The 21,411-nt window shown below is 73.1% G+C and carries 19 protein-coding genes and 1 riboswitch; of the genes, 11 read left to right on the plus strand and 8 right to left on the minus strand.

Annotated features, from left to right (window positions below; all coding sequences use genetic code 11):
• Positions 1–51 precede the first annotated feature (51 nt).
• A complete protein-coding gene (locus IW249_RS16735; RefSeq protein ID WP_196921613.1) occupies positions 52–1,740 on the plus strand; it encodes a ribonuclease J in 1,689 nt (562 codons plus the stop codon).
• Between the two features lie 63 nt (positions 1,741–1,803).
• Here IW249_RS16735 and IW249_RS16740 read toward each other — a convergent pair whose 3' ends face one another.
• Both IW249_RS16740 and IW249_RS16745 read right to left on the minus strand, forming a co-directional pair.
• Positions 1,804–3,468: a type III secretion system chaperone family protein gene (locus IW249_RS16740; protein WP_196921614.1), complete on the minus strand. Its 1,665-nt coding sequence runs from the start codon at positions 3,466–3,468 to the stop codon at positions 1,804–1,806.
• The gene (locus IW249_RS16745) at positions 3,465–3,944 is read right to left on the minus strand and encodes a type III secretion system chaperone family protein (RefSeq protein WP_196921615.1); all 480 of its coding nucleotides are present in this window, start codon (positions 3,942–3,944) and stop codon (positions 3,465–3,467) included. The genes IW249_RS16740 and IW249_RS16745 overlap by 4 nt, the downstream gene beginning before the upstream one ends.
• 113 nt (positions 3,945–4,057) lie before the next feature.
• On the opposite strand from IW249_RS16745, the gene IW249_RS16750 reads away from it, so the two are divergent.
• Positions 4,058–6,517 (plus strand): FtsK/SpoIIIE family DNA translocase, encoded by a 2,460-nt coding sequence (locus IW249_RS16750; protein WP_196921616.1) that lies wholly within the window; start codon positions 4,058–4,060, stop codon positions 6,515–6,517.
• Positions 6,518–6,583: 66 nt separating this feature from the next.
• Here IW249_RS16750 and IW249_RS16755 read toward each other — a convergent pair whose 3' ends face one another.
• On the minus strand, positions 6,584–6,829 hold the full coding sequence (locus tag IW249_RS16755; RefSeq protein ID WP_196921617.1) for a hypothetical protein: 246 nt from the start codon (positions 6,827–6,829) through the stop codon (positions 6,584–6,586).
• Between the two features lie 82 nt (positions 6,830–6,911).
• Positions 6,912–7,226: a quaternary ammonium compound efflux SMR transporter SugE gene (sugE, locus tag IW249_RS16760; protein ID WP_112586602.1), complete on the minus strand. Its 315-nt coding sequence runs from the start codon at positions 7,224–7,226 to the stop codon at positions 6,912–6,914.
• 60 nt (positions 7,227–7,286) lie between these two features.
• A riboswitch (guanidine-III (ykkC-III) riboswitch) is annotated at positions 7,287–7,357 on the minus strand.
• 92 nt (positions 7,358–7,449) lie between these two features.
• On the opposite strand from sugE, the gene IW249_RS16765 reads away from it, so the two are divergent.
• The 7 genes from IW249_RS16765 (at position 7,450) to pspM (ending at position 13,913) form a co-directional block, all read left to right on the plus strand.
• Entirely contained in the window at positions 7,450–8,373 is a 924-nt protein-coding gene (locus IW249_RS16765; RefSeq protein ID WP_196921618.1) for an ornithine cyclodeaminase family protein, read from the plus strand.
• An 80-nt stretch (positions 8,374–8,453) separates the two neighbouring features.
• A complete protein-coding gene (gene rimO, locus IW249_RS16770) occupies positions 8,454–9,962 on the plus strand; it encodes a 30S ribosomal protein S12 methylthiotransferase RimO (RefSeq protein ID WP_196921619.1) in 1,509 nt (502 codons plus the stop codon).
• 77 nt (positions 9,963–10,039) lie between these two features.
• A complete protein-coding gene (gene pgsA, locus IW249_RS16775; RefSeq protein ID WP_196921620.1) occupies positions 10,040–10,630 on the plus strand; it encodes a CDP-diacylglycerol--glycerol-3-phosphate 3-phosphatidyltransferase in 591 nt (196 codons plus the stop codon).
• 264 nt (positions 10,631–10,894) lie between these two features.
• Complete coding sequence (locus IW249_RS16780; protein WP_307788609.1) at positions 10,895–11,389, plus strand: CinA family protein; 495 nt, start codon at positions 10,895–10,897, stop codon at positions 11,387–11,389.
• Between the two features lie 209 nt (positions 11,390–11,598).
• The gene (locus IW249_RS16785) at positions 11,599–12,033 is read left to right on the plus strand and encodes a helix-turn-helix domain-containing protein (RefSeq protein ID WP_091400451.1); all 435 of its coding nucleotides are present in this window, start codon (positions 11,599–11,601) and stop codon (positions 12,031–12,033) included.
• A 198-nt stretch (positions 12,034–12,231) separates the two neighbouring features.
• On the plus strand, positions 12,232–13,104 hold the full coding sequence (locus tag IW249_RS16790) for a PspA/IM30 family protein (RefSeq protein WP_196921622.1): 873 nt from the start codon (positions 12,232–12,234) through the stop codon (positions 13,102–13,104).
• A gap of 23 nt (positions 13,105–13,127) precedes the next feature.
• Positions 13,128–13,913 carry a phage shock envelope stress response protein PspM gene (gene pspM, locus IW249_RS16795; RefSeq protein WP_196921623.1) on the plus strand — a complete coding sequence of 262 codons (786 nt, stop codon included), beginning with the start codon at positions 13,128–13,130 and terminating at the stop codon, positions 13,911–13,913.
• 77 nt (positions 13,914–13,990) lie between these two features.
• Here the strand turns inward: pspM and IW249_RS16800 are convergent, their stop codons facing one another.
• Positions 13,991–17,602 (minus strand): hypothetical protein, encoded by a 3,612-nt coding sequence (locus IW249_RS16800; RefSeq protein ID WP_196921624.1) that lies wholly within the window; start codon positions 17,600–17,602, stop codon positions 13,991–13,993.
• A gap of 164 nt (positions 17,603–17,766) precedes the next feature.
• Entirely contained in the window at positions 17,767–18,576 is an 810-nt protein-coding gene (locus tag IW249_RS16805) for a DNA-formamidopyrimidine glycosylase family protein (RefSeq protein WP_196921625.1), read from the minus strand.
• A gap of 109 nt (positions 18,577–18,685) precedes the next feature.
• Here IW249_RS16805 and IW249_RS16810 point away from each other — a divergent pair, with 109 nt between their 5' ends.
• Positions 18,686–19,948, plus strand: a complete 1,263-nt coding sequence (locus IW249_RS16810; protein ID WP_196921626.1) for a DUF8814 domain-containing protein — start codon at positions 18,686–18,688, stop codon at positions 19,946–19,948.
• Positions 19,949–19,981: 33 nt separating this feature from the next.
• Here the strand turns inward: IW249_RS16810 and IW249_RS16815 are convergent, their stop codons facing one another.
• Positions 19,982–20,224 carry a CPCC family cysteine-rich protein gene (locus IW249_RS16815; RefSeq protein WP_238671784.1) on the minus strand — a complete coding sequence of 81 codons (243 nt, stop codon included), beginning with the start codon at positions 20,222–20,224 and terminating at the stop codon, positions 19,982–19,984.
• A 25-nt stretch (positions 20,225–20,249) separates the two neighbouring features.
• Positions 20,250–20,750, minus strand: coding sequence for an SAM hydrolase/SAM-dependent halogenase family protein (locus IW249_RS16820; protein ID WP_196921627.1), 501 nt, complete (start codon positions 20,748–20,750; stop codon positions 20,250–20,252).
• Positions 20,751–20,850: 100 nt separating this feature from the next.
• Here IW249_RS16820 and IW249_RS16825 point away from each other — a divergent pair, with 100 nt between their 5' ends.
• Positions 20,851–21,411 carry a hypothetical protein gene (locus IW249_RS16825; protein WP_196921628.1) on the plus strand — a complete coding sequence of 187 codons (561 nt, stop codon included), beginning with the start codon at positions 20,851–20,853 and terminating at the stop codon, positions 21,409–21,411.

Consider the following 21,411-nt stretch of genomic DNA (forward strand, 5'->3'; position numbering starts at 1 on the left):
CGAACGACACGATGGGCGCCGAGTGACGGCGTCGCAGAATGAGGTGGACGCGTGACCGAGGCGCACATCGAGGCGGAACTACCCCCGCCGCTGCCGGAAGGTGGCCTGCGGATCATCCCGCTCGGCGGGCTCGGCGCCATCGGTCGGAACATGACCGTCTTCGAGTACGACGGCAAGTTGCTGATCGTCGACTGCGGGGTCCTGTTCCCCGACGTCGAGCAGCCGGGTGTGGATCTGATCCTGCCCGACTTCGGTCCGATCCTGGACCGGCTGGCCGACGTGCAGGCGATCGTGCTGACGCACGGTCACGAGGACCACATCGGCGCGGTGCCGTACCTGCTCGCCCACAAGCCCGACATCCCGCTGGTCGGCTCACAGTTCACCCTCGCCCTGGTCGAGGCGAAGTTGGCCGAGCGGCGCATCCAGCCGTACACGCTTACCGTGCGGGAGGGCGGCCGCGAGCGGCTCGGCCCGTTCGAGTGTGAGTTCTTCGCGGTCAACCACTCGATCCCGGACGCCCTCGCGGTGGCCATCCGGACCCCCGCCGGCCTGGTGCTGCACACCGGCGACTTCAAGATGGACCAGCTGCCGCTGGACGGTCGGATCACCGACCTGGCCGGCTTCGCCCGGCTCGGCGCCGAAGGCGTCGACCTGCTGCTGTCCGACTCCACCAACGCGGAGATCCCCGGCTTCGTCACCCCGGAGCGGGAGATCGGGCCGGTGCTCGACTCGATCTTCGCGAAGGCCAAGGGCCGGATCATCGTGGCCTCGTTCGCCTCGCACGTGCACCGCGTGCAGCAGGTCTTCGACTCCGCCGCCGAACACGGCCGCAAGGTCGCGCTGATCGGCCGGTCCATGGTCCGCAACATGGGCATCGCCCGGGACCTCGGCCTGCTCAACATCCCGGCCGGCCTGGTCATCAGCATCGACGAGGCGACCACGCTGCCGCCGGATGAGATCGTGCTGATGTCCACCGGGTCCCAGGGTGAGCCGATGAGCGCCCTGGGCCGGATGGCCAGCGGCGACCACCGGCACATCACCATCGCCCCCGGTGACACCGTCGTGCTGGCCTCGTCGCTGGTGCCGGGCAACGAGACCTCGGTCTACCGGGTGATCAACCGGCTCGCTCGGGCCGGCGCGGTGGTCGTGCACAAGGACGTGGCCAAGGTGCACGTCTCCGGGCACGCCCCCGCCGGGGAACTGCTCTACCTGCTCAACGTGGTCCGGCCCAGCAACCTGATGCCGGTGCACGGCGAGTGGCGTCACCTGCGCGCCCACGCCCGGCTCGGCATCGAATCCGGGGTCGCCGCCGACCGGGTGGTGCTCTGCGAGGACGGCGACGTCGTCGACCTGGTCGAGGGCCGCGCCAGCCTGGTCGGGCACGTGAAGAGCCGGTACGTCTACGTGGACGGCCTCGCCGTCGGTGACGTCAGCGAGTCGCTGCTCACCGAACGGCGGATCCTCGGTGACGGCGGTTTCATCGCCACGACCGTTGTCGTCGACTCGGTCACCGGCAAGGTGGTCGCCGGCCCGACGCTCTCCGCGAAGGGCTTCTCCGAGGACCCGGAGGCGTTCAACCCGGTGGTGCCGCTGGTCACCGAGGCGCTCAACCGGGCCGCGGCGGACGGCATCACCGACCCGCACCAGCTCCAGCAGATCGTCCGGCGGACCGTGGGGCGGTGGGTCAACGACAAGTACCGTCGCCGGCCGATGATCGTGCCCACCGTCGTCGAGGTCTGAGCAACTCCCGCTGACGCCGGTCCACCCGAACGGGGTGGGCCGGCGTCCGCCGTACCCGGGAGGTCAGGGCAGGGCGGCGACGGCCTCGGCGTACGCGACGCCGGTGGCGATGGCGGCGTCCATGAGGATCCGCAGCTGCGCCGGGGCGACCCCGTGCGCCAGGTCGGTGGCCACGTCGCCGGCCAGCACCAACTCGTCGCCGAGGTCGTGCGCGTACGCCTTGGGCAGCAGCCGGTCGTGGTTCCACGCGTTGCAGAAGGCGTACGCCTCGGCGCGGCGGGCCGCCGGCAGCCGGCGGTTGGCCATGGCGCGGGCGTGCAACACCTCACCGCGTTCACCGGCCCGCCGGAACTGGATCACCGCACCCTCCCAGTGGCCGACCACGGTGCCGCCCTCGTCCATCAGGTACTTGTCGCCGCGCCCGTCCAGGATCGCGGTGATCATGGCGAGGGACAGCGCCGACAGCTCGCGTTCACCCAGTTCGGCCTCGGCCTCCGCGTCGGAGTGGTCGGTGTCGGGCTCGTCGAGCCCGTCGGGTTCGTCGTCGGTGGGCAACGGAACGGGTGCCGCGAGCGGGCGCTCGGCCAGCCAGGCGGCCATCCGTCCGGAGTGGTGCCCGGTGCCGTTGCGCGCGTCGAAGCTGCCGGCCAGCTCGCTGGCCACCCCGAGCAGCAGCGCCCCGAGCGTGTCGACGTCCACCTCGGTGGCCGTCCGCTCGCCGTACGCCGGGCGGGGCATCGTCCGCCCGCCCAGCCCGGCGTCGGCGGCCAGCCCGCAGACCAGTGCCCCGGCGGCGGCGAACTCCATCGCGGCGAGGTCGTCGGTCGGCCGGTCCAACCGGGGCAGCTGCTCGGCCAGAATGGCCAGCCCGCGTTCCAGGTGCCCGCCCAGCGCGCAGAACCGCAGGTGCGCGGCGAGGTGCGGGAACGCCGCACGCTCGTGCCGGTGTCGGCGGTACGCCCGCACGTGTGCCGCCGCCGCGCGCGCCGACTCGCCGGTGCGCAGTGCCGGCAGTAGACCGGCGACCAGGTCCCGCTCGGGCTGGTCGGTGCAGGACCGCGGGTCGCCGTCGGATTCCGCGAGCTCGGTGAGCGCCGCGGTCCACTCGCCCCAGCCGGCCAGCAGCTCGGCGCGCCGGGCCGAGGCGCAGCCCGGGCAGCCGCCGGCCGGGCCGGGCCGTTTGCCGGCCCATCGCTCGTACCAGTGCCGGGCGGTGGGCTCGTCGCCCAGGTGGTCGGCGATGCGGCAGTGCAGCTCCGCGACGGTCGGTGTGTCCGGACCGTCCGCGCCGACCCGGTGGGCCAGGTCGTGCAGCAGGGACCGGGTCTGGTCCAGCCCCACCCGGGGGGTGCCGAGCAGCGCCTCCACCGCGTACCGCTGGTAGCGCAGCAGCAGCCCGGTCTCCGGGTCGGTGAGCAGGTCGGGCCGGTGGTCGGCGGCGGCCCGGCAGCGCCGGACCGGCTCGACCAGACGCCACCGCTCCCCGTGCAGCAGGTACGCCTCGATCAGCGCGAACCGCGCGTCCATCCCGGACCGGACGTCGCCGGCCGCGTCGGCGCGCTCGGCGAGCCGTTCCAGGGCCACCTGCCGCGCCGGGCCGTCGGGGAGGTCCCGGGCGTCGGCGAGCGCGGCCTCCAACGCCGGTATGCGGCCCCGCCCCGGGCGGTCACCGGTGCCGGTGGGTGGCGTGCCGGTGCGGCTGCCGGTGAACTCGTCCCGGCCGGTCACGACGGCACCGCGCCGGGCAGTCGGCGGACCGCCACGGCCAGCTGGCAGCCGGTGGAGATGCCACAGTCGAGCAGTTGGTCGAGCTGGTGTGGGGTCACGCCGCGTTCCAGGTCGGTGATCACCTCTCCGTACACCCGGGCCCGCCCGTTGTCGTCGACGTGCACGAACGCCTTCGGCCAGAGCCGGTCGTGGTTCCAGGAGTTGCAGAACGCGTACAGGTCGGGCACCCGTTCGATGCCGAAGGTCGGATCGACCATGGTGCGGATCTGGAGCAGCTCCCCGTCGCCGCCGACGCGGAGGAACCAGATCAGGTTGTCGTCGAAGTTGCCCACCAGCTCGCCGTCCACTGTCGGGTCGGCGGACCGGCCGCGGGCAGCGAGCACCGCGGCGACCAGTTCGCCGGTCAGCGGACGCAGTGCGCCAGGGTGGCCGGCCAGCGGATCGTCCGGATCACCCTCGATCTCCGGCGACGCCATGGGGCATCCCTTCTGAGGCGGATATCACGACCGGCGGTGGGGTTCGTGTTACGACGCGCGGACACGACCCGGAAAAGCGGGGTTCTGCCCGGCCCCACCGTTACCGTGACTCTATGGCGGGCCGTACCTCTCAGGCGAGCCGGCGGCGCGGCGCGTCGCCGCGCGGTGGCACCAACAGTCGTGCCCGTCAACCGGCGAAGAAGACCACCCGGGCACCGGTCCGACGTCGCACCACGCCGCCCCGGCCCAGCCCGGCGGTCTACGTCGGCCGTGCGGTCGGTGCACTGTGGATGGGGCTGGCGCACGGCATGGGCTGGGCGGTGCGCGCCGCCGGCCGGCAGGCCGCCTCGGCCCGCGACCTCGACCCGGAGCACCGTCGCGATGGCGCGGGCCTGCTCATGTTCGGGCTCGCCCTGCTCTCCGCCGTGGCGCTCTGGCTGTCCGGGGCGGGGCCGGTGGGCGCACAACTTGCCGACACGATCCGGCTGTTCCTGGGCGCGATCTCGGTGGTCGTACCGGTGCTGCTGATGATCGGGGCGTGGCGGCTGATGCGTCAGCCGGCGGATCCGGAGCACCGGGGCCGTGGGCTGATCGGCTGGGGTTCGCTGCTGGTGTCGACCGCCGCGCTGCTCCAGATCGGTCAGAACCCGGCCGACACGCTGGAGCGTGACTTCGCCGGTGGCCTGGTCGGCGCGGGCGTCGGCGGGCTGCTGGAGCGGGCCGTGACCGCCTGGGTGGCGGTGCCGCTGCTCATCCTGCTGCTGCTCTTCGGTCTGCTCGTGGTGACCGCGACGCCGATCAACAAGATCCCCGAGCGGCTGGGCCTGCTCGCCGGTGGGCTGGTCAGCGCACCGGAGGCCGACGAGGAGACGGACGAACCGGCCGCCAAGCCGGCGCGCAAGCGGCAGCCGAAGCGGATGCCCGCGCCACTGGACCCGGACGACTTCGAGGACCTGGAGGGCGCGGACCTCCAGGAGACCATGGTGCTGCCGCGCAAGTCTCCGGCGAAGGTGCCGGCGAGCCGCAAGCCGCCGGTCGACCCGCCGGAGCACTCACCCGCCCCGACCCGGGCCGAGCAGCTCGCGTTGACCGGGTTGGCCGGGGACTACACGTTGCCGCCGGCCAACATGCTCAGCGCCGGGGCGGCCGCGAAGACCCGCAGCAAGGCCAACGACGAGGTGATCGCCGCGCTGACCGGCGTGTTCGACCAGTTCGACGTGGACGCCGCGGTCACCGGCTTCACCCGCGGCCCGACCGTCACCCGCTACGAGGTGGAGCTGGGGCACGGGGTCAAGGTCGAGCGGATCACCCAACTGTCCCGCAACATCGCGTACGCGGTGAAGTCGCCGGACGTGCGGATCCTCAGTCCGATCCCGGGCAAGAGCGCCGTCGGCGTGGAGATCCCGAACACCGACCCGGAGAACGTCGCCCTCGGCGACGTGCTGCGCTCGCGGGCGGCGACCAGTGACCACCACCCGATGGTGGTGGCGCTCGGCAAGGACATCGAGGGCGGCTACGTGGTGGCCAACCTCGCCAAGATGCCGCACATCCTGATCGCCGGCGCCACCGGCGCAGGCAAGTCGAGCTGCCTCAACACCCTGCTGGTCTCCATCCTCACCCGGGCCACCCCGGACGAGGTACGGCTGTTGCTGATCGACCCGAAGCGGGTCGAGATGACCGGCTACGAGGGCATCCCGCACCTGGTCACCCCGATTGTGACGAACGCCAAGAAGGCGGCCGACTCGCTGGACTGGGTGGTCCGCGAGATGGACATGCGCTACGACGACCTCGCCGCCAACGGGGTGCGGCACATCGACGATTTCAACCGCAAGGTCCGCAACGGCGAGATCAAGGCCCCGCCGGGCAGCGAACGCGAGATGCGTCCGTACCCGTACCTGCTGGTGATCGTGGACGAGCTGGCCGACCTGATGATGGTCGCGCCGCGCGACGTGGAGGACTCGGTCGTCCGGATCACCCAGTTGGCCCGGGCCGCCGGCATCCACCTGGTGCTGGCCACCCAGCGCCCCTCGGTCGACGTGGTGACCGGTCTGATCAAGGCGAACGTGCCGTCCCGGCTGGCGTTCGCCACCTCCTCCCTGGCGGACTCCCGGGTCATCCTCGACCAACCGGGCGCGGAGAAGCTGCTCGGCCGAGGTGACGGGCTCTTCCTGCCGATGGGCGCCTCCAAGCCGGTCCGCATCCAGGGCGCCTGGGTCACCGAGCGCGAGATCGCCGACGTGGTGAAGTTCTGCAAGGACCAGCGTGAGCCGGAGTTCCGCAAGGACGTGCTGGCCCCTGCGCAGGAGAACAAGAAGAAGATCGACGAGGACATCGGCGACGACCTGGACCTGTTGGTGCAGGCGGTGGAGCTGGTGGTCACCTCGCAGTTCGGCTCCACCTCGATGCTGCAACGCAAGCTGCGGGTCGGTTTCGCCAAGGCGGGCCGCCTGATGGACCTGATGGAGACCCGGGGAGTGGTCGGGCCGTCCGAGGGGTCGAAGGCGCGCGACGTGCTGGTCAAACCGGACGAGCTGGACGAGGTCCTGGCCGGCCTGCGCGGCGACGTGGACTGAACGACAGTCGACCCCGGACGCACGACGGGCCCGCCGGTATCCGGCGGGCCCGCGACGGGGGAGTGGTCAGTTGTTGATCAGCGCGGAGAAGATCACCAGGCTGATGATCGCGGCGACGACGCTGGCCGCGGCGGCGTACCAGCCCAGCGGCTTGTCACCGAGCACCGCGCCGACGACGCCCGCGATGACGCCGAGCACGCCGAAGATGATCGGGTTGAGCAGCAGGGCCAGGACCGCGAAGACGAAGCCCACGATGGTGAGGATGCGGGCGGCGTTGCTGCGGGGACGGGCGGTGCTCGGCATGTCGGCCATGTCTTCCTCCGGGTGAGAGCCTGTCGTGACGAATCGATCACTACCCACTGTGGGCGCTGGTCACGCCTGCCGACGGGGCAACTCAGTGGAAGATCTTCAAACCGATCACGCCGGCGACCACCAGCAGGAGGCAGAGGATCCGGGGCAGGCTCGCCGACTCGCCGAGCGCCAGCATCCCGACCAGCGCCGTGCCGACCGCGCCGATGCCGACCCAGACCGCGTAGCCGGTGCCGACGGGGATGTCCCGGAGCGCGTACGACAGCCCGGCCATGCTCAGCAGCAGGGTCACCACGAACACCACGGACGGGACCAGCCGGCTGAAACCGGCGCTGCGGTCCAGGGCGATCGCCCAGGCCGTCTCCAACAGTCCCGAGATCACCAGTACGAGCCAGGCCATCGTTCACCTCACCGGAAGCGCCCGGGCTGCCGCGCCGGGACGAGTCGAGTCTGCACGTCACGCGGGGCGTCTTGGCCTGACCGGGTACGCCCACCACTCGTCCGGAGCGGCCACGAGCATCCGGCCGCCGGTGCCGACGCTAGCACCGACCCCGGTGGCGGGGCGGTGACCACCGCCACGGTCCGTTGACCTCTACCTGACTTCAACTTGCAGTATCGCCAGCATGACCATGCTCTACGCCGACCCGGAGGTCGCCGCCGCGCTGGACGCCGCCACCACTGTCGACGCCATGCGCGCCGCCCTCCTGGCCGCGTACGAGGGACGCCTGATCGCGCCTCCCCGGGCCGCCGCACCGTTGGGCGGCGGGCGGATGGTGCTCACCGCCGGGCACCTGGTCGGCGAGTGGTACGGCTTCCGCTCGTACGACACCTTCGGCCATCCGCAGGGCGAGCAGTTGGTCGTGCTGCACGACGCCCGGACCGGGGCGATCCGGGCCGTCGCGGTCGGCGAGGAGTTGGGCTCCCGTCGTACCGGAGGGTTGGGAGGCCTCGCTGTCGACGCGCTGGCCCGTCCCGACGCCGCCACCCTCGGGGTGATCGGCTCCGGCCGGCAGGCGTGGACCCAGGTGTGGGCAGCCGCCGCGGTCCGTCCGCTGCGCGAGGTGGTGGTGCACAGCCGCTCCGCCGCCCGCCGGGAGGCCTTCGCCGCCCGGGTCCGTGCCGAACTGGGTGTGCCGGCCCGTGTGGTGGCCGACCCGGGCTCGGCCGTCGCCGGGCGTGACCTGGTGGTGCTGGCGACCACCAGCCCGACCCCGGTGCTCTGCGCCGCCGACCTCAGCCCCGGCACGCACGTCAACGCGGTCGGCTTCAAGCAGCGCGACCGCAGCGAGTTCGGCACCGACCTGCTGGACACCGCCGACCTGCTGGTCACCGATTCACCGGCCCAGGCGGCGGACTACCAACCGCCGATGCTCGCGGCCACACCCCCGTACGCCGGGCGGTTGCGCGACCTGGGCGGCATCCTGGCCGGGGCGGTCCCCGGCCGGACCACCGCGGACCAGATCTCCGTCTTCTGCTCCACCGGCCTGGCCGGCACCGAGGTGTTCCTGCTCGACGCGCTCACCCGGGTCGGCGCCGAGGCGCGCTGACCGGAATGACGTTCGCCTCCCTGTCAACCGTCTCCGCAGCCCGCGTGCGTGGGCTTCCCCGGTCGGCCCGGTACCCTCGGATGGTGTCTGCAACCTCTCCTTCTCCCGCTGACCACGCCGAGGGCCGTCGCGTCGCCCTGCTGACCCTGGGCTGTGCCCGCAACGAGGTCGACTCGGAGGAGCTGGCCGCCCGCCTGCACGCCGACGGCTGGCAGGTGACCACCGACGGCGAGGGCGCCGACGTGGTGGTCGTCAACACCTGCGGTTTCGTGGAGAAGGCCAAGCAGGACTCCATCCAGACCCTGCTCGCCGCCGCCGGGACGGGCGCCAAGGTGGTCGCCGCGGGCTGCATGGCCGAGCGGTACGGCCGGGAGCTGGCCGACAGCCTGCCCGAGGCGCAGGCGGTGTTGAGCTTCGACGACTACCCCGACATCGCCGCCCGGCTGAACGCCGTCGTCGCCGGTGAGCAGATCACCGCGCACACCCCGCGGGACCGGCGCGAGCTGCTGCCGCTGACCCCGGTGCAGCGCCGCGACAGCACCGTGTCGCTGCCCGGCCACGGCACGGTGAGCCGTACCGTCGTCGACACCGACGAGCACACCCCGGCACACCTGCGCCAGGTGCTGCGCCGACGGCTCGACACCGGCCCGGTGGCGTCGCTGAAGCTGGCCAGCGGCTGCGACCGCCGCTGCGCGTTCTGCGCCATCCCGGCCTTCCGGGGGGCCTTCGTCTCGCGTACGCCGGACGAGCTGCTCGCCGAGGCGGAGTGGCTGGCCAAGACCGGCGTACGGGAGCTGGTGCTGGTCAGCGAGAACTCCACCTCGTACGGCAAGGACCTGGGTGACCCGCGCGCCCTGGAGAAGCTGCTGCCGCAGCTCGCCGCGGTGACCGGCATCGTCCGGGTGCGGGCCAGCTACCTTCAGCCGGCCGAGACCCGACCCGGGCTGGTCGAGGCGATCGCCAACACCCCGGGCGTGGCCCCGTACTTCGACCTGTCGTTCCAGCACTCCAGCGAGCCGGTGCTGCGCCGGATGCGGCGTTTCGGCTCCACCGACCGTTTCCTGGAGCTGCTGGCCGGTGCCCGCGCCCTGGCTCCGGATGCGGGGGCCCGGAGCAACTTCATCGTCGGTTTCCCCGGCGAGACCCGCGCCGACGTCGACGAGCTGGTCCGGTTCCTGACCGAGGCCCGGCTCGACGCGATCGGCATGTTCGACTACAGCGACGAGGACGGCACCGAGGCCGCCGGCCTGCCCGGCAAGGTCTCCGCCGCGACGATCAAGCGGCGCTACGACCGGCTCAGCGCCCTCGCCGACGAGCTCTGCTCGCAGCGGGCCGAGGACCGGCTCGGCTCCACCGTCGAGGTGCTCGTCGACTCGATCGAGGACGGCGTCGTGGAGGGCCGGGCGGCCCACCAGGCGCCGGAGGTGGACGGTTCCACCACACTGGTCGCCCCGGCCGAGGGCGGGGTCGACCTGGCCGCGCTGCGCCCCGGCGATCTGGTACGCGCAACGGTGACCGGCACCGAAGGGGTGGACCTGCTCGCCGTGCCGGATGAGATGATCTCGGCGGCGCCCGGCGCGGCACGGTGACGGCGGGCCCGAGCGGAGCGGGGGACCCAGGTGGTGCGGTGCCGGGAACGCCACGGCGGCCCGAGCGGAGTGCGGCGGTGACCGGGGCGACGGAGTCGACGCCGGCCCGGGTGGTGGCAGTGGTGCCCGTGGTCAATGCGGCAAACGCGCTGACCGCCCTGCGGCTGGTGCTGGTGCCGGTCTTCGCCGCCTCGGTGATCGTGTCCGGGATGACGCACGCCGGTTGGCGGATGGCGGCCTGCCTGATCTTCGCGGTGGCCTCGGCGACCGACCTGGTGGACGGCTGGATCGCCCGCCGCTTCGGGCTGGTGACCTCGGTCGGCAAGGTGGCCGACCCGATCGCCGACAAGGCGCTCACCGGCGCGGCGCTGGTGCTGCTCTCCTGGTACGACCAACTGCCCTGGTGGGTGACCGCGCTGATCCTCGTCCGCGAGCTGGGCATCACCGGGCTGCGGTTCTGGGTGATCCGCCACGGCGTGATCGCCGCCAGCCGAGGCGGCAAGGTCAAGACCGCGCTCCAGATCCTGGCCATCGCCTGGTACCTCTGGCCGATGCCGGCCGCGCTCGCCGCCGTCGGCCCCTGGATCATGGCCGCCGCCGTCCTGGTCACGGTCGCCACCGGCTTCGACTACATAGCCCAAGCCCTCCGTCTCCGCCGCCCCCGCTGAACCACCCCTACCGGCCCTTCGGGCCTCCCGGCCACCTCCTGCGGTTGATCATGAGGTTATTGCCCGTCGGGACGGCGTGTCGTGCCGCCAACTCCATGATCGCCGCGATTGGGGCGAGGTTGGGGGCAGGTGGGTTGGGGATTGGTGGGTGGGGAAGGACTGGTTTGTGCGACGGGGGTTGGGATGTCGGGGAACGGTGGCCGGGCGGACGGTGCTGGGGTGGGTGGTACTGCGGTGGGTGGTGCTGGGGTGAATGGTGCTGACGTGGACGGCTCCGAGGTGGGTAGTGCGGCGGCAGCGGTCGTGCACCGGCTCGCCGAGCGGCACGAGACCCTGGCCACCGTCGAATCGCTCACCGGTGGGTCGCTGGCCGCTGCGATCGTGAACATCGCCGGGGTCAGCGGGATCTACCGGGGTGGCCTCGTGGTCTACGCCACCGAGTTGAAGTCGACCCTGGCTGGCGTCCCCGCCGACCTGCTCTCCGAGCGGGGGCCGGTGGACCCGGAGGTGGCGGCGGCGCTCGCCGAGGGGGGCCGGCAGCGGTGCGGTGCGGACTGGGGGCTGGCCACCACCGGCGTCGCCGGCCCGGAGCCGCAGGACGGGAAACCGGTGGGCCTGGTCTACGTCGCGGTCGCCGGCCCGAACGGCGGTGAGGTCCGCCAGCTCGACCTGGGTACCGGGCGGGACCACGTCCGGGCGGAAGCGGTTGTCGAGGCGTTGCGGCTGCTCGCCGAACAGCTCGCCGCCACGACGTCATGAAGGCCAGGGCCGAAGCGGTCAGAGCCACCCAAGCCGACGCCACACGCGACCAGGTGGGCCCGTCCCGGCGAACCGACGGGCGGGGCGGGATGTCGCCCGGGCCCGCAACGGGTACGGTTGCGGGAAGGCTCCGACGTTCGGGGTCGGCGCGGTCCGCCGCGACCGGCTGCCCAGCGGCGGGCGCGAGGTATCCCTCAGGGGGAGGTGCGATGATCCTGCTACGCCGGGTGATCGGTGACGCACTGCGAGCGCGCCGGCAGGGCCAGCAGCGCACGCTGCGTGAGGTCTCCACCGCCGCCAACGTCAGCCTCGGCTACCTCTCCGAGATCGAACGGGGGCACAAGGAGCCGTCGAGCGAGCTGCTCGCCGCGATCTGTGACGCCCTCGGTGCCCGCCTGTCCGAGCTGCTGCGTGAGGTGAGCGACACCGTGGCGCTCGCCGAGCAGATGCCCGGGGTGCTGGTCTCGATGCAGGACGAGCCGGCCGACGCCGCAGCCAAGAGCACCAACCGGGGTGTCCGTCAGGTCACCTCCGACGGCAAGGTCGCTGTCTCGGTCCGCCAGGACTCGCCGCTCAAGGCGACCCTGCGCAGCACCCGGGTCCGCCCGACCGAGCGCGACCGGGACGTGGTCTGCGCGGCCTGAGCCGCCGATCCGGTTGACCGTGGGCGGGCTGGCCCCGGCCGCGTAGGGTTGCTCGCAGGAGCCGCCGGTGCTGTCGACCGCCCGGTACGGATGCCCCATTGGCGTTCGGCTGGGACGATGGAGACCGGCCGGTCACGGTCGGTCGGTTCAGCCGGCCCGGCCGTGGTGGAGCGACGCTACTGAGGGGATACCACGGAGATGGCGAACCCGTTCGTCAAGGGTTGGAACTACCTGATGGCGCTCTTCGGTGCGAAGATCGACGAGCATGCCGATCCCAAGGTGCAGATCCAGCAGGCCATCGAGGATGCCCAGCGGCAGCACCAGGCGCTGGTTCAGCAGGCGGCCGCCGTGATCGGCAACCAGCGTCAGCTGGAGATGAAGCTGTCCCGGCAGATGACCGAGGTCGAGCGGTTGCAGGGCAACGCCCGGCAGGCGCTGGTGCTCTCCGACCAGGCCCGGGCCAAGGGCGACGAGGCCGAGGCGGTGCGGTTCGAGCAGTCCGCGCAGACGCTGGCCAGCCAGCTCGTCTCCGCCGAGCAGGCCACCGAGGACCTGAAGACCCTGCACGACCAGGCGCTGGGCGCCGCAGCCCAGGCCCGCCGAGCGGTCGAGAACAATTCGATGATCCTTCAGCAGAAGCTCGCCGAGCGCACCAAACTGCTCAGCCAGCTGGAGCAGGCCAAGATGCAGGAGACGGTGGCCCGCTCGCTGGAGTCGATGTCGTCGCTGACCGCGCCCACCAACACCCCGTCTCTGGACGAGGTGCGCGACCGCATCGAGCGGCGGTACGCCAACGCGATGGGTCGCGCCGAACTGGCCGGCAACTCCGTCGAGGGCCGTATGTTGGAAATTCAGAAGGCCACGATCGACTCGGCCGGCTCCGCCCGGCTCGAGCAGATCCGGTCCAGCATGGCGGGGGAGCAGCTCGGCGGCGCGGCCCAGCGACCGGCCGTGCCGCAGGCCGAGAAGGCCGGTCCGGCCAACGACCCGACGGCCGCCGCCCGCCTGGACGAGCTGCGCGCCAGCATGGCTCGCGAGCGGGGCACCGGCGACCCGACCGCCGCCGGCTGAACGACCGGATCGAGGGGGTCACTGTGGCAGACGAGCGGACACGCTACTTCCGAAGGTTGGGTCGGCTGCGCCGGTCGGCCCGACGGTGGAGTGTGCTGGCCGGCGGGCTCGGCGGTGCGGCGGCGGTGCTGACTCCGTACGCCGGCCTTGGTCTGCCCGACGCGGCCTGGGCCGGCGCCGCGGGCAGTGCGGTGGCGCTCGCCGCCTGGCGCTGGGTCGACGTGCGCGCGCTGGCCGCCCAGCCGGCGCCTCCCGCTCTCGACCCGGCCGAGGCGGCGGCCCGGTCGCGGGCCCGGTTGATCGCCGCCGTCGAGCGGCTGCCGGTCGGCCCGGGCGTGCTGGCCGAGGTGCGTCGGGTCCGTTCCCGGATCGCCCTGCGTGGCACCAGCGCCGGGGAGCAGTGGGCCCGACTGGACCGGGCGGCGCTCACCCTGGCCGGGATGGCCCCCCGGCTCACCGGGCTGGCCGAGCCGGCGGTGCTGGAAGCCGCCGCCGCGGACCGCTCGCTGCGTGACCTGGCCACACGGGTGGCCAGCGTCGAACGCGCCCTGCGGCTGGCCCCGGCCGACGCCCGGCCGCCGCTGGCCGAGGCGCACGCCGCGCTGACCGCTCAACTGGTGGGCGGGGTGGCGGCGTACGAGCGGCTGGTGGTGGCCGCCGCCGGCTATCTGGCCGAGGACTCCCGACCGGAGACCGCCCACCCGGCCGCCGACCGGCTCACCGAGGCGACCGACCTCCTGCACGGGGTGGCCGGGGCCCTTGCCGAGCTGCGCGCCGTCGGCACCCCGCTGCGCGCGCCGACCCGCTGACGGCACACGCCCCGAGAGACCGCGCGCCACGCGCTGACAGCTCGCGTCCCGCGAGACCGCGCGCCGACCCCGGCCGGTCACTGTGGTGTCGTCACCGGGACCAGCCCGGTGTACGGCGAGGTGCCCACGACGTTGAACGACCGGATCCGGTAGTGGTAGGTCACACCCCGGGCCAACCCCGTGTTGGTGAAGCCGCGGCCGGTCACCGTGAAGGTGGCCACCTCGTGCTCGAAGGCCGGGTCGAGCGCCCGCTGCACTGTGAACCCGGACCCCGGGCCGCCGGGTGTGCTCGCCGCCCAGGCCAGGATCACCGTCGCGGTGTCCGGGCCCGGCGCGCTGGCGGTGGCGGTCACCGCGGTCGGGGTGCCCGGCGCTGGAGGCGAGGTCACCGTGGCGACAGTCGACCACGCCGAGGCGGCACCCAGGTAGGTGGTCCGCACCCGGTAGTAGTACGTGGTGTCCGGTGCCACAGTCGCGTCCAGGTGGTTGTCGCCGACCCCGATCGCCGTGGTGCCCGGGCCGCTGGTGAACGTCGGGTTGGTGGCCCGCTGCACGTCGATGCCGGTGGCGAAGGAGCGGTTCGTCCAGCGCAGCGCCACGCGCAGCGGCGCGGCCGGCGGGAGCGTCGCGACCAGACCGCTCGGCGCGGCCAGGTGCACCGAGGCGGGTACCCCGTTCGACCAGGACGAGTAGCTGACCGCGTTCTCCGCCCGGATCCGGTAGTGGTAGGTCACGCCGGGGGTGACTGTCGCGTCGGTGTACCGGGTGGCGGCGGCCGCGACGGTGATCGTGGTGACCTCACCGCCGAAGGTCGCGTCCGTGGCCCGTTGCAGCAGGTGGCTGGTGGCGGGTGGACGCCCACCGTTGCTGGTCCAGGCCAGCGCGATCGCGGGTAGCGCGGTGGCGGAGCCGGGCACCGGGGTGGCGGTCAGCCCGGTCGGTGCCTTCGGTGCCACCCGCAGCACCAGCGGGCGACTCATCCCACCGTCGCGGTGGCCGGCGAGCTGGCTGTGCCAGCGGTACTCCCAGCCCAGGTTGACCAGTTGGTTGACCACAGTGGCGGGTCGCCCGTCGGCCGGGCTGACCGGCGTCGACCCGGTCCGCGCTCCGGCCGGGCGACAGGGGTCGAGCAGCCGGACGCTGTCACCCAGCTTGAACGGCAGTGCCGGCGCGACCGGGCGCAGCGCCACCACCACGTCCTCCCGGGGGTTGACCCGGATGATCCCCTTCCAGCCCAACTCCGTGCCGTGCGGGAGTCGCAGCGTGCCGTCCCAGCCAACCCGGTTGATCACCTGCACGTCGCAGCCGCCCACGTGCAACGGCTCGGTCTGCCGGACGTTGCCGCTGATCCGCCAGAGCTGCGTGCCGTCGGTGGGCGTACCCACCGGCACGGCGGAGTCGGTGGCGAAGAGCACCTCGGTGACCGGGTCGGTCGCGCCGAGCGGCAGCGTCGTCGGGTTGAGCGGCCCGGCGTGCGGGTGCCCGACGCCGAGCCGACCCGCCAACCGACCGTGATCTGGTTCGAAGATCTGCTGTGCGGCCTTGACCGCGATCGGCACTGTCACCGGTCCCGTGCCGGCCGTCGGCGTGAACGTCACAGTGGTGGCGTGCACCGGCACCGTCGTCTGCGCCGGAGTCCGGGTGCCGAACGCCGGGTCGTACGCCGGCTGCGGGACGATCGGCGGGCGCTGGCTGGCCGCGTACGCCTGGGGTAGCCGTTCGCGCAGCCGGTCCAGGTCGTACGGCGGCGCCGGCGTCCCGGTGACCCGGAACTGGAGCAGGGTGCGGGTGTTCGGGCCGTACCCCGGTTCGGTGGGGGGCGGGCCGCCCTCGGCGCTGCGGTCCGGGGCATCGGTGTGCTGGTCGTAGCGGGCGTCGAAGCCGGGCAGGGGGGCCGGGGCGTCGTTGTAGAGGATCAGCGTGCTGCCCGGCGGCACGGCGGAGAAGTCGACGAGCACGTCGGCCCGTTCGCCCGGGGCGAGCAGCAGTGTGTGCCCGTCGACGTTCAGCACTGTCGGGTCGAGCCTGTCGTAGCGGTAGCCGACCGGTCGGTTCGGCAGCACCACGGGCGCCGGCAGGAGGCCGGCCTCGTTGCCGATCTGGATGAACTCCGGTCCGGCGGCGCGCGGGTCCGGCACCCCGCCGTCGCGTCCGTCGGTCGGCCACCAGGCTGGACGGTCCGCCGCCCGTGCGGCGGGCACCATCGGCACCTCACCGGCGTCGGGGTCGGCGAGGGCCCCGTCGGCCGTCCACATGGGCGCGTCGGAGCAGGCGCGGTAGAGCTGGAGGTTGAGGCTGCGGTCCAGGCAGGCGTTGAGGATCCGGAACCGGTACGCGCGCGGCCCCACCTCCAGGTACGGGTAGGCGACGCCGTTGACGAGCGGGGTGTCGCCGTACGCCTCGGGGACGGCCGACGGGTGCGGTACGCCGGGGCTCAGCGGCGGCTCGTCCGGCGCGCCGACGGGGTCGTGGTACGGGTTCGGCACCCAGCCGTCGGCGTGGGCATCGTCCGGGGCGGAGTTGTGGGACCAGGGGCCGTAGTCCCACCGGCCGGTCGGGTTGCGTCCGCCGGAGGAGTACGGGTTCTGCCGGGGTTGGTAGACGTGCGGGTGCCAGAGGCTGCCCCGGGCGCCCCAGCGTTCCCGGTCCCAGGTCGGGTCCTCGGCGGCGAGTTGGGTGTCGTCCGGAACGAACGTCTTGTCCTCGATCACCAGCGGTACCTGGTCGGCCGGTAGCACCGCGTCGGCGACGAGTTGGTCCTCGGCCGGGTCGGTGAGCAGGTAGAGCGCGAGCTGTCCGCCGTAGACGGTGAGCCGGGCCAGGCCGAGGGTGTTGTCGTGGAACCACAGCAGTCGGCCGCTCTGCTCGTTCGGGAAGTAGAGCGTGGTGGCCCCGGCGCCGGGGGCCGGCATGTCCGGCACGTGGGCCAGGCCGGGCCCGGTCGGGTACGGGGTGATCTCCCCGGCCGGGGTGATCCACTGCCCCGGGTTGCCCGCGCTGGTCCAGCCGGTCTGCGCCCCGGCCAGGTGCAGCACGGCCCGGTTCTGCGGGTACGGCGCCGGCCCGTCCAGTGGGCCGAGGCCGGCCCCCTCGATGGTGTCGTCGACAGGCAGGAACAGCTCGCCGGCCCGACCGGTGGGGAGCTGGTTGATGAACTTCACCCGGACCGGTCGACCCCGACGGGCGCGGATCATCGGCCCGAGGTGCCACTGCCGTTCCGGAGGCACCACGGTGTTGTGCCCGGCCGGGTCTGTGCCCAGGTTGAGTTGCCGGTAGCCGCGCAGCCGGGTGGCCGGCAGGTCCCGGTGCAGCCGCTGGGCGTACTCCTGGAGGCCGATCTCGTAGTAGTCGCAGCCCGGGTAGCTGATGGTGTCCGGCGCTGCCACCGGCAGGTGACTGCCGAGATCGCCGTGGCCCGGCTGGCCGGGGAGGGGCAGCGGGTCGATGAACTTGCGCAGCCCGGTCCCGGCCGCGACCCGCCCGTCGGGGTCCCACCCCGGGCGGGGGCTGTGGGCGAAGTTCGGCACCGGGCCGAAGTAGCGGGGCACGACGGCCGGGTCCAGGCTCGGCGTGACAACGGCCTCCTCGGCGGTACGCGCGGCCGGCACGGACGCCGCCCGGCCGTTGGCGTCGGTGTCGCTGGTGGTCCGCTCGAAGAAGGTGGAGCGGAGTCTGCGGAACATCGCCATGACTCTCCCCGGTTCGGGGCGCGAGGTCCGCCACCCCGGCGTGGGAACCTCGGCACTCTGCTGACGGTCGGTGAGCGCTCAACCGCAGCATGCGACTCCGGCGGCCGGTTAGGAATTACCCAATCGTCCGTTTCTGCCATGTGTCTCGTCTGGCGAGAGCCTGGTCAGCCGGATGACGGCGGACCCGGACGCTCGGGCTGGCAGACCGGGCACCAGTAGGTGACCCGTTCACCCAGCTCCTCCTTGCGGATGGCGGTGCCGCAGCGGCGGCAGGGCTGGGCGCGGCGGCCGTACACGTAGCTGGTCTGCCCCCGGTGCAGCGAGCCGGTGCTGCTCTGCGTCCACCGACCCCGGTTGGCGGCGAGCAGACGCTGTGCGAGGGCCACCAGGCCCGGCAGGTCGGGCACCCCGCCGACCGGGGTCCACGGTGACACGCCGCGCAGGAACAGCACCTCGCACTTGTAGAGGTTGCCCACACCGGCCAGGTTGCGTTGGTCGAGCAGCGCCTCGCCGATGGTCTGCTCCGGGTGGTCGGCGAGCCGACGGACCGCCTCGGCCGGGTCCCAGTCCGAGCCGAGCAGGTCGGGGCCGAGGTGGCCGACCAGTTGGTCCTCCTCGGCGGTCGGCACCAGGGTCAGGTCGTGCAGGTGGTAGCCGACCGCGACCGCGCCGGGGCTGCGCAGCACCACCCGGATCAGGTGCGCGGGCCGGCCGCTCCAGCGTTCCCCCGGGGCGTACGCCCGCCAGGCGCCGTCCATCCGCAGGTGGGAGTGGAGGGTCCAGTGCTCCGCGGTCGGGGCGTCGAGCCGCAGCAGCAGGTGCTTGCCCCGGCTGGCCGACTCGCGGACGGTCCAGCCAGCGAGGTCCGTGGTCGCCAGCTGTGGCACCCGGAAGTCACTGCTGGTGATCCGCGCGCCGGCCAGCGCGCGGTGCAGCACGCGCGCGGTGTTCCAGACGGTGTCGCCTTCGGGCACCCTGCCATCCTCCCTCTTTCGAGCAAGATTCGCATGTGTCGCTATTTGTACTCAGGTTCCTCATGATCTCCTGACATGCGAAGGTCAGGGGGTTCTGAGGAGAATGCCCATGACGCGACCGCGTTGTCGTATCCCATCCGTCGCCCTCATCGCCACCCTCGCCCTCCTGCTCACCGCAGCGCTCCTACCCGCCGCCGGCCCGGTTCCGGCCGCGTCCAGCGGCGCCCCGATCAGCCTCGTCGCCGCCGCGCCCGGCGACGAACGGTGGAGCGCCGACCTCACCATCGTCGACCGCGACGACGTCAACGTCCGGCGCACCGCCGCCGGCCTACGCCTGCGGGAGGCCCGGCCCACCGGGCGCGGCGCCCGCAGCCCGCACAGCGCTGTCGCCGAGGGGATGCTGGTGACCGCTCCCCGCACCCTCGCCCGACCAGCCACCCGGGTCCACGCCGAGGTCAGCGCCGCAGTTCCGGCCGGGGCGACAGTGGAGGCGCAGGTCCGCGGCTGGCGGGCCGCCGGCTGGACGGAGTGGCGGGCGGCCACCGCCGGCGCGGTCTTCGACCGGCCCGTCACCCGGGTGCAGACCCGGGTGGTGCTCACCACCCCGAACGGCGGCGCCACGGCGACTGTCCGGGGCGTGCGGCTCACCGCCGACGCGAACGCCGCCGTGTCCGCCGCCACGCCCGGCCGCACCTACCGGGTGTACGCCACCCGCATCGGGCTGGTCGGTGAACTGACCGCCAACGGCCGTACCGTGCAACCCCGGGACCACTTCGCGGCGTTGCCGTCGCGGCGGGGTCTCTCCCCGCTCAACACCGGCGACTACACAGTGCGGGTCTGCACCACCAGCGGCTCCCGCTGCGAGTACGCCCCGGTCTGGGACGTCGGGCCGTGGAACACCCGCGACGACTACTGGAACCCGTCATCGGTGCGGGAGAACTGGAAGAACCTGCCGCAGGGCCGGCCCGAGGCGCAGGCCGCGTACCAGTCCGGCTACAACGGCGGACGCGACCAGTTCGGGCGGACAGTGCTCAACCCGGCCGGCATCGACCTGGCCGACGGCACGTTCTGGGACGGGCTGCGGCTGACCACCAATGCCTGGGTCGACGTCGCCTATCTGTGGACCGGAGGCGGCCCGCGCGGCGTGGTCGGCGACGGACCGCTCAACATCCGCACCGGGGCCAGCACGTCGTACGCGACCCGTGGCCTCGCCGCCCGGCTGGCCCACGTGCCGATCCAGTGCTACGTCACCGGTCAGTCGGTGGCCGGCCCCTACCGGACCACCACCCGCTGGAACCGCCTGGCCAGTGGCCAGTACGTCAGCCACGCGTACATCTCCACCGTGTACGGCGGCAGCGTGCCGGCCTGCTGAGCCACGCCCACCCCGTCGGGCGCCCCGTCGGTGTCAGGGGCGCTCGTCGGGGCGAGCCGTGCGCACCATGTCCTGGTAGCGCGGGTGGCTGGCACCGTAGACGGCGTAGTTGAGGCGGGCGTGGGTGAGGCTCAGGTCGCCGTTGGGGCCGCCCCGGACGGCGTCGGCGTCAGCGTCGGTCTGGCCGTCGTCGGTCCAGAAACAGACGGGGCAGGTCCCCCCGCCGGTCCGGGATGCACAGCAGGGACAGCCCACAGGAACCACATGCTCACCCACCGGAGAAGCATTCCACAGTCGAACATCAGCCCGATACCCGCAGGAGGTCCCCCGGGGACGCCGCGAGGAGGTCCGCGGCCCGCCCGCCGTTGACAGCGACAGCGACCAGACCGGCCGAGTCGACGTACGCCACCAGGCCACCGGCCGGGGCGTCGCCGAAGGTCCGCCCGTGCACCGCCGCGAGGGCCGGTGTCGGTCCGGGCGGACCCACCCGAAGGTCGGCCGGCAGCGGATCGAGCAACTCGGCCGGTGCGGCCAGTTGGACGTTGCCGAAGTGGTCCACTGTCAGCACCTCGGCGGTGAAGCCCTCGGCGTCCCGGGTCACGTGCACTCCCACCGGCAGGTACGGCACGGTCTGCGCCAGCACTGCGGCCCCCCGCCGGACATCCGCCGGCGGCACCAGGTGTGTCACGTCGATCACCCGGGCGGCCGGTGCGATCCGGGCGATCACCCCGTGACAGGCGGCCACGAAGCCGTCGGTGAGGCCGTAGTCGGTGGTCAGCGAGATCCAGGGCACGGCGGACATGCCCGCAGGCTAGTGGAACCGCGGGTGCTGGCGGATACGGGACAGCGCAGTGGCCGACCGGCCCCTCCCGTCGCCGGAGGACGTTGGGCAGACTGCCCTGGTGACAACTCGGAACCTCCCCGCACTCGGAATCCTGCTGGTCGCCGTCGCCCTCAGCGCCGGTTGTGGCAGTGACGACGACGGCAGCCCGAACGCGGCGACCCCAACCGTCTCCTCCGAGGCGGCTCCGACCGGCCTGCCGACGCCCCAGACCTCACCCTCCGCCGATGCTGCGTCCCCGCCCTCCGCCGCCGCGCAGGGCACGACGGAGCGGCGGCCGGCCAGCCCGCCGCCGGTGGTGCTGCCCAAGCGCCCGACCAGTGCGCCCGGCGCGAAGCAGGTTATCGATGCGTTCCGGGCCGCCGGCCTGAAGGTGCCGCACCCGAAGGACCGCTCGGTCGACTGTGGGCCGGACGGTCTCGGCCTGGGCTGTTCCGAGCTGATGGCCACCGACGCCGTCACTGTCTACGTGTTCCCGGACGAGACCAGCGCCAGCGACATCGCCGAGACCTGGGGCGGCCAGTCGTACCAGCGGGGCGCGGTGGTGCTGAACTACCTGGAGGCGAAGACCCCCGCCGCCGACCGCCCCCGCTACGAGAAGGTGCTCAACGGCCTGCGCTGA

Origin of the sequence: Micromonospora vinacea (assembly GCF_015751785.1) — a bacterium.
Lineage (GTDB): Bacteria > Actinomycetota > Actinomycetes > Mycobacteriales > Micromonosporaceae > Micromonospora > Micromonospora vinacea.

Excerpts from the sequence above, each read along its gene's own strand:
- IW249_RS16745 (WP_196921615.1), bottom strand. The coding sequence starts at position 3,944 with ATGGCGTCGCCGGAGATCGAGGGTGATCCGGACGATCCGCTGGCCGGC.
- IW249_RS16750 (WP_196921616.1), top strand. The coding sequence starts at position 4,058 with ATGGCGGGCCGTACCTCTCAGGCGAGCCGGCGGCGCGGCGCGTCGCCG.
- IW249_RS16755 (WP_196921617.1), bottom strand. The coding sequence starts at position 6,829 with ATGGCCGACATGCCGAGCACCGCCCGTCCCCGCAGCAACGCCGCCCGC.
- sugE (WP_112586602.1), bottom strand. The coding sequence starts at position 7,226 with ATGGCCTGGCTCGTACTGGTGATCTCGGGACTGTTGGAGACGGCCTGG.
- IW249_RS16765 (WP_196921618.1), top strand. The coding sequence starts at position 7,450 with ATGACCATGCTCTACGCCGACCCGGAGGTCGCCGCCGCGCTGGACGCC.
- rimO (WP_196921619.1), top strand. The coding sequence starts at position 8,454 with ATGGTGTCTGCAACCTCTCCTTCTCCCGCTGACCACGCCGAGGGCCGT.
- IW249_RS16785 (WP_091400451.1), top strand. The coding sequence starts at position 11,599 with ATGATCCTGCTACGCCGGGTGATCGGTGACGCACTGCGAGCGCGCCGG.
- IW249_RS16790 (WP_196921622.1), top strand. The coding sequence starts at position 12,232 with ATGGCGAACCCGTTCGTCAAGGGTTGGAACTACCTGATGGCGCTCTTC.
- IW249_RS16800 (WP_196921624.1), bottom strand. The coding sequence starts at position 17,602 with ATGGCGATGTTCCGCAGACTCCGCTCCACCTTCTTCGAGCGGACCACC.
- IW249_RS16810 (WP_196921626.1), top strand. The coding sequence starts at position 18,686 with ATGACGCGACCGCGTTGTCGTATCCCATCCGTCGCCCTCATCGCCACC.
- IW249_RS16820 (WP_196921627.1), bottom strand. The coding sequence starts at position 20,750 with ATGTCCGCCGTGCCCTGGATCTCGCTGACCACCGACTACGGCCTCACC.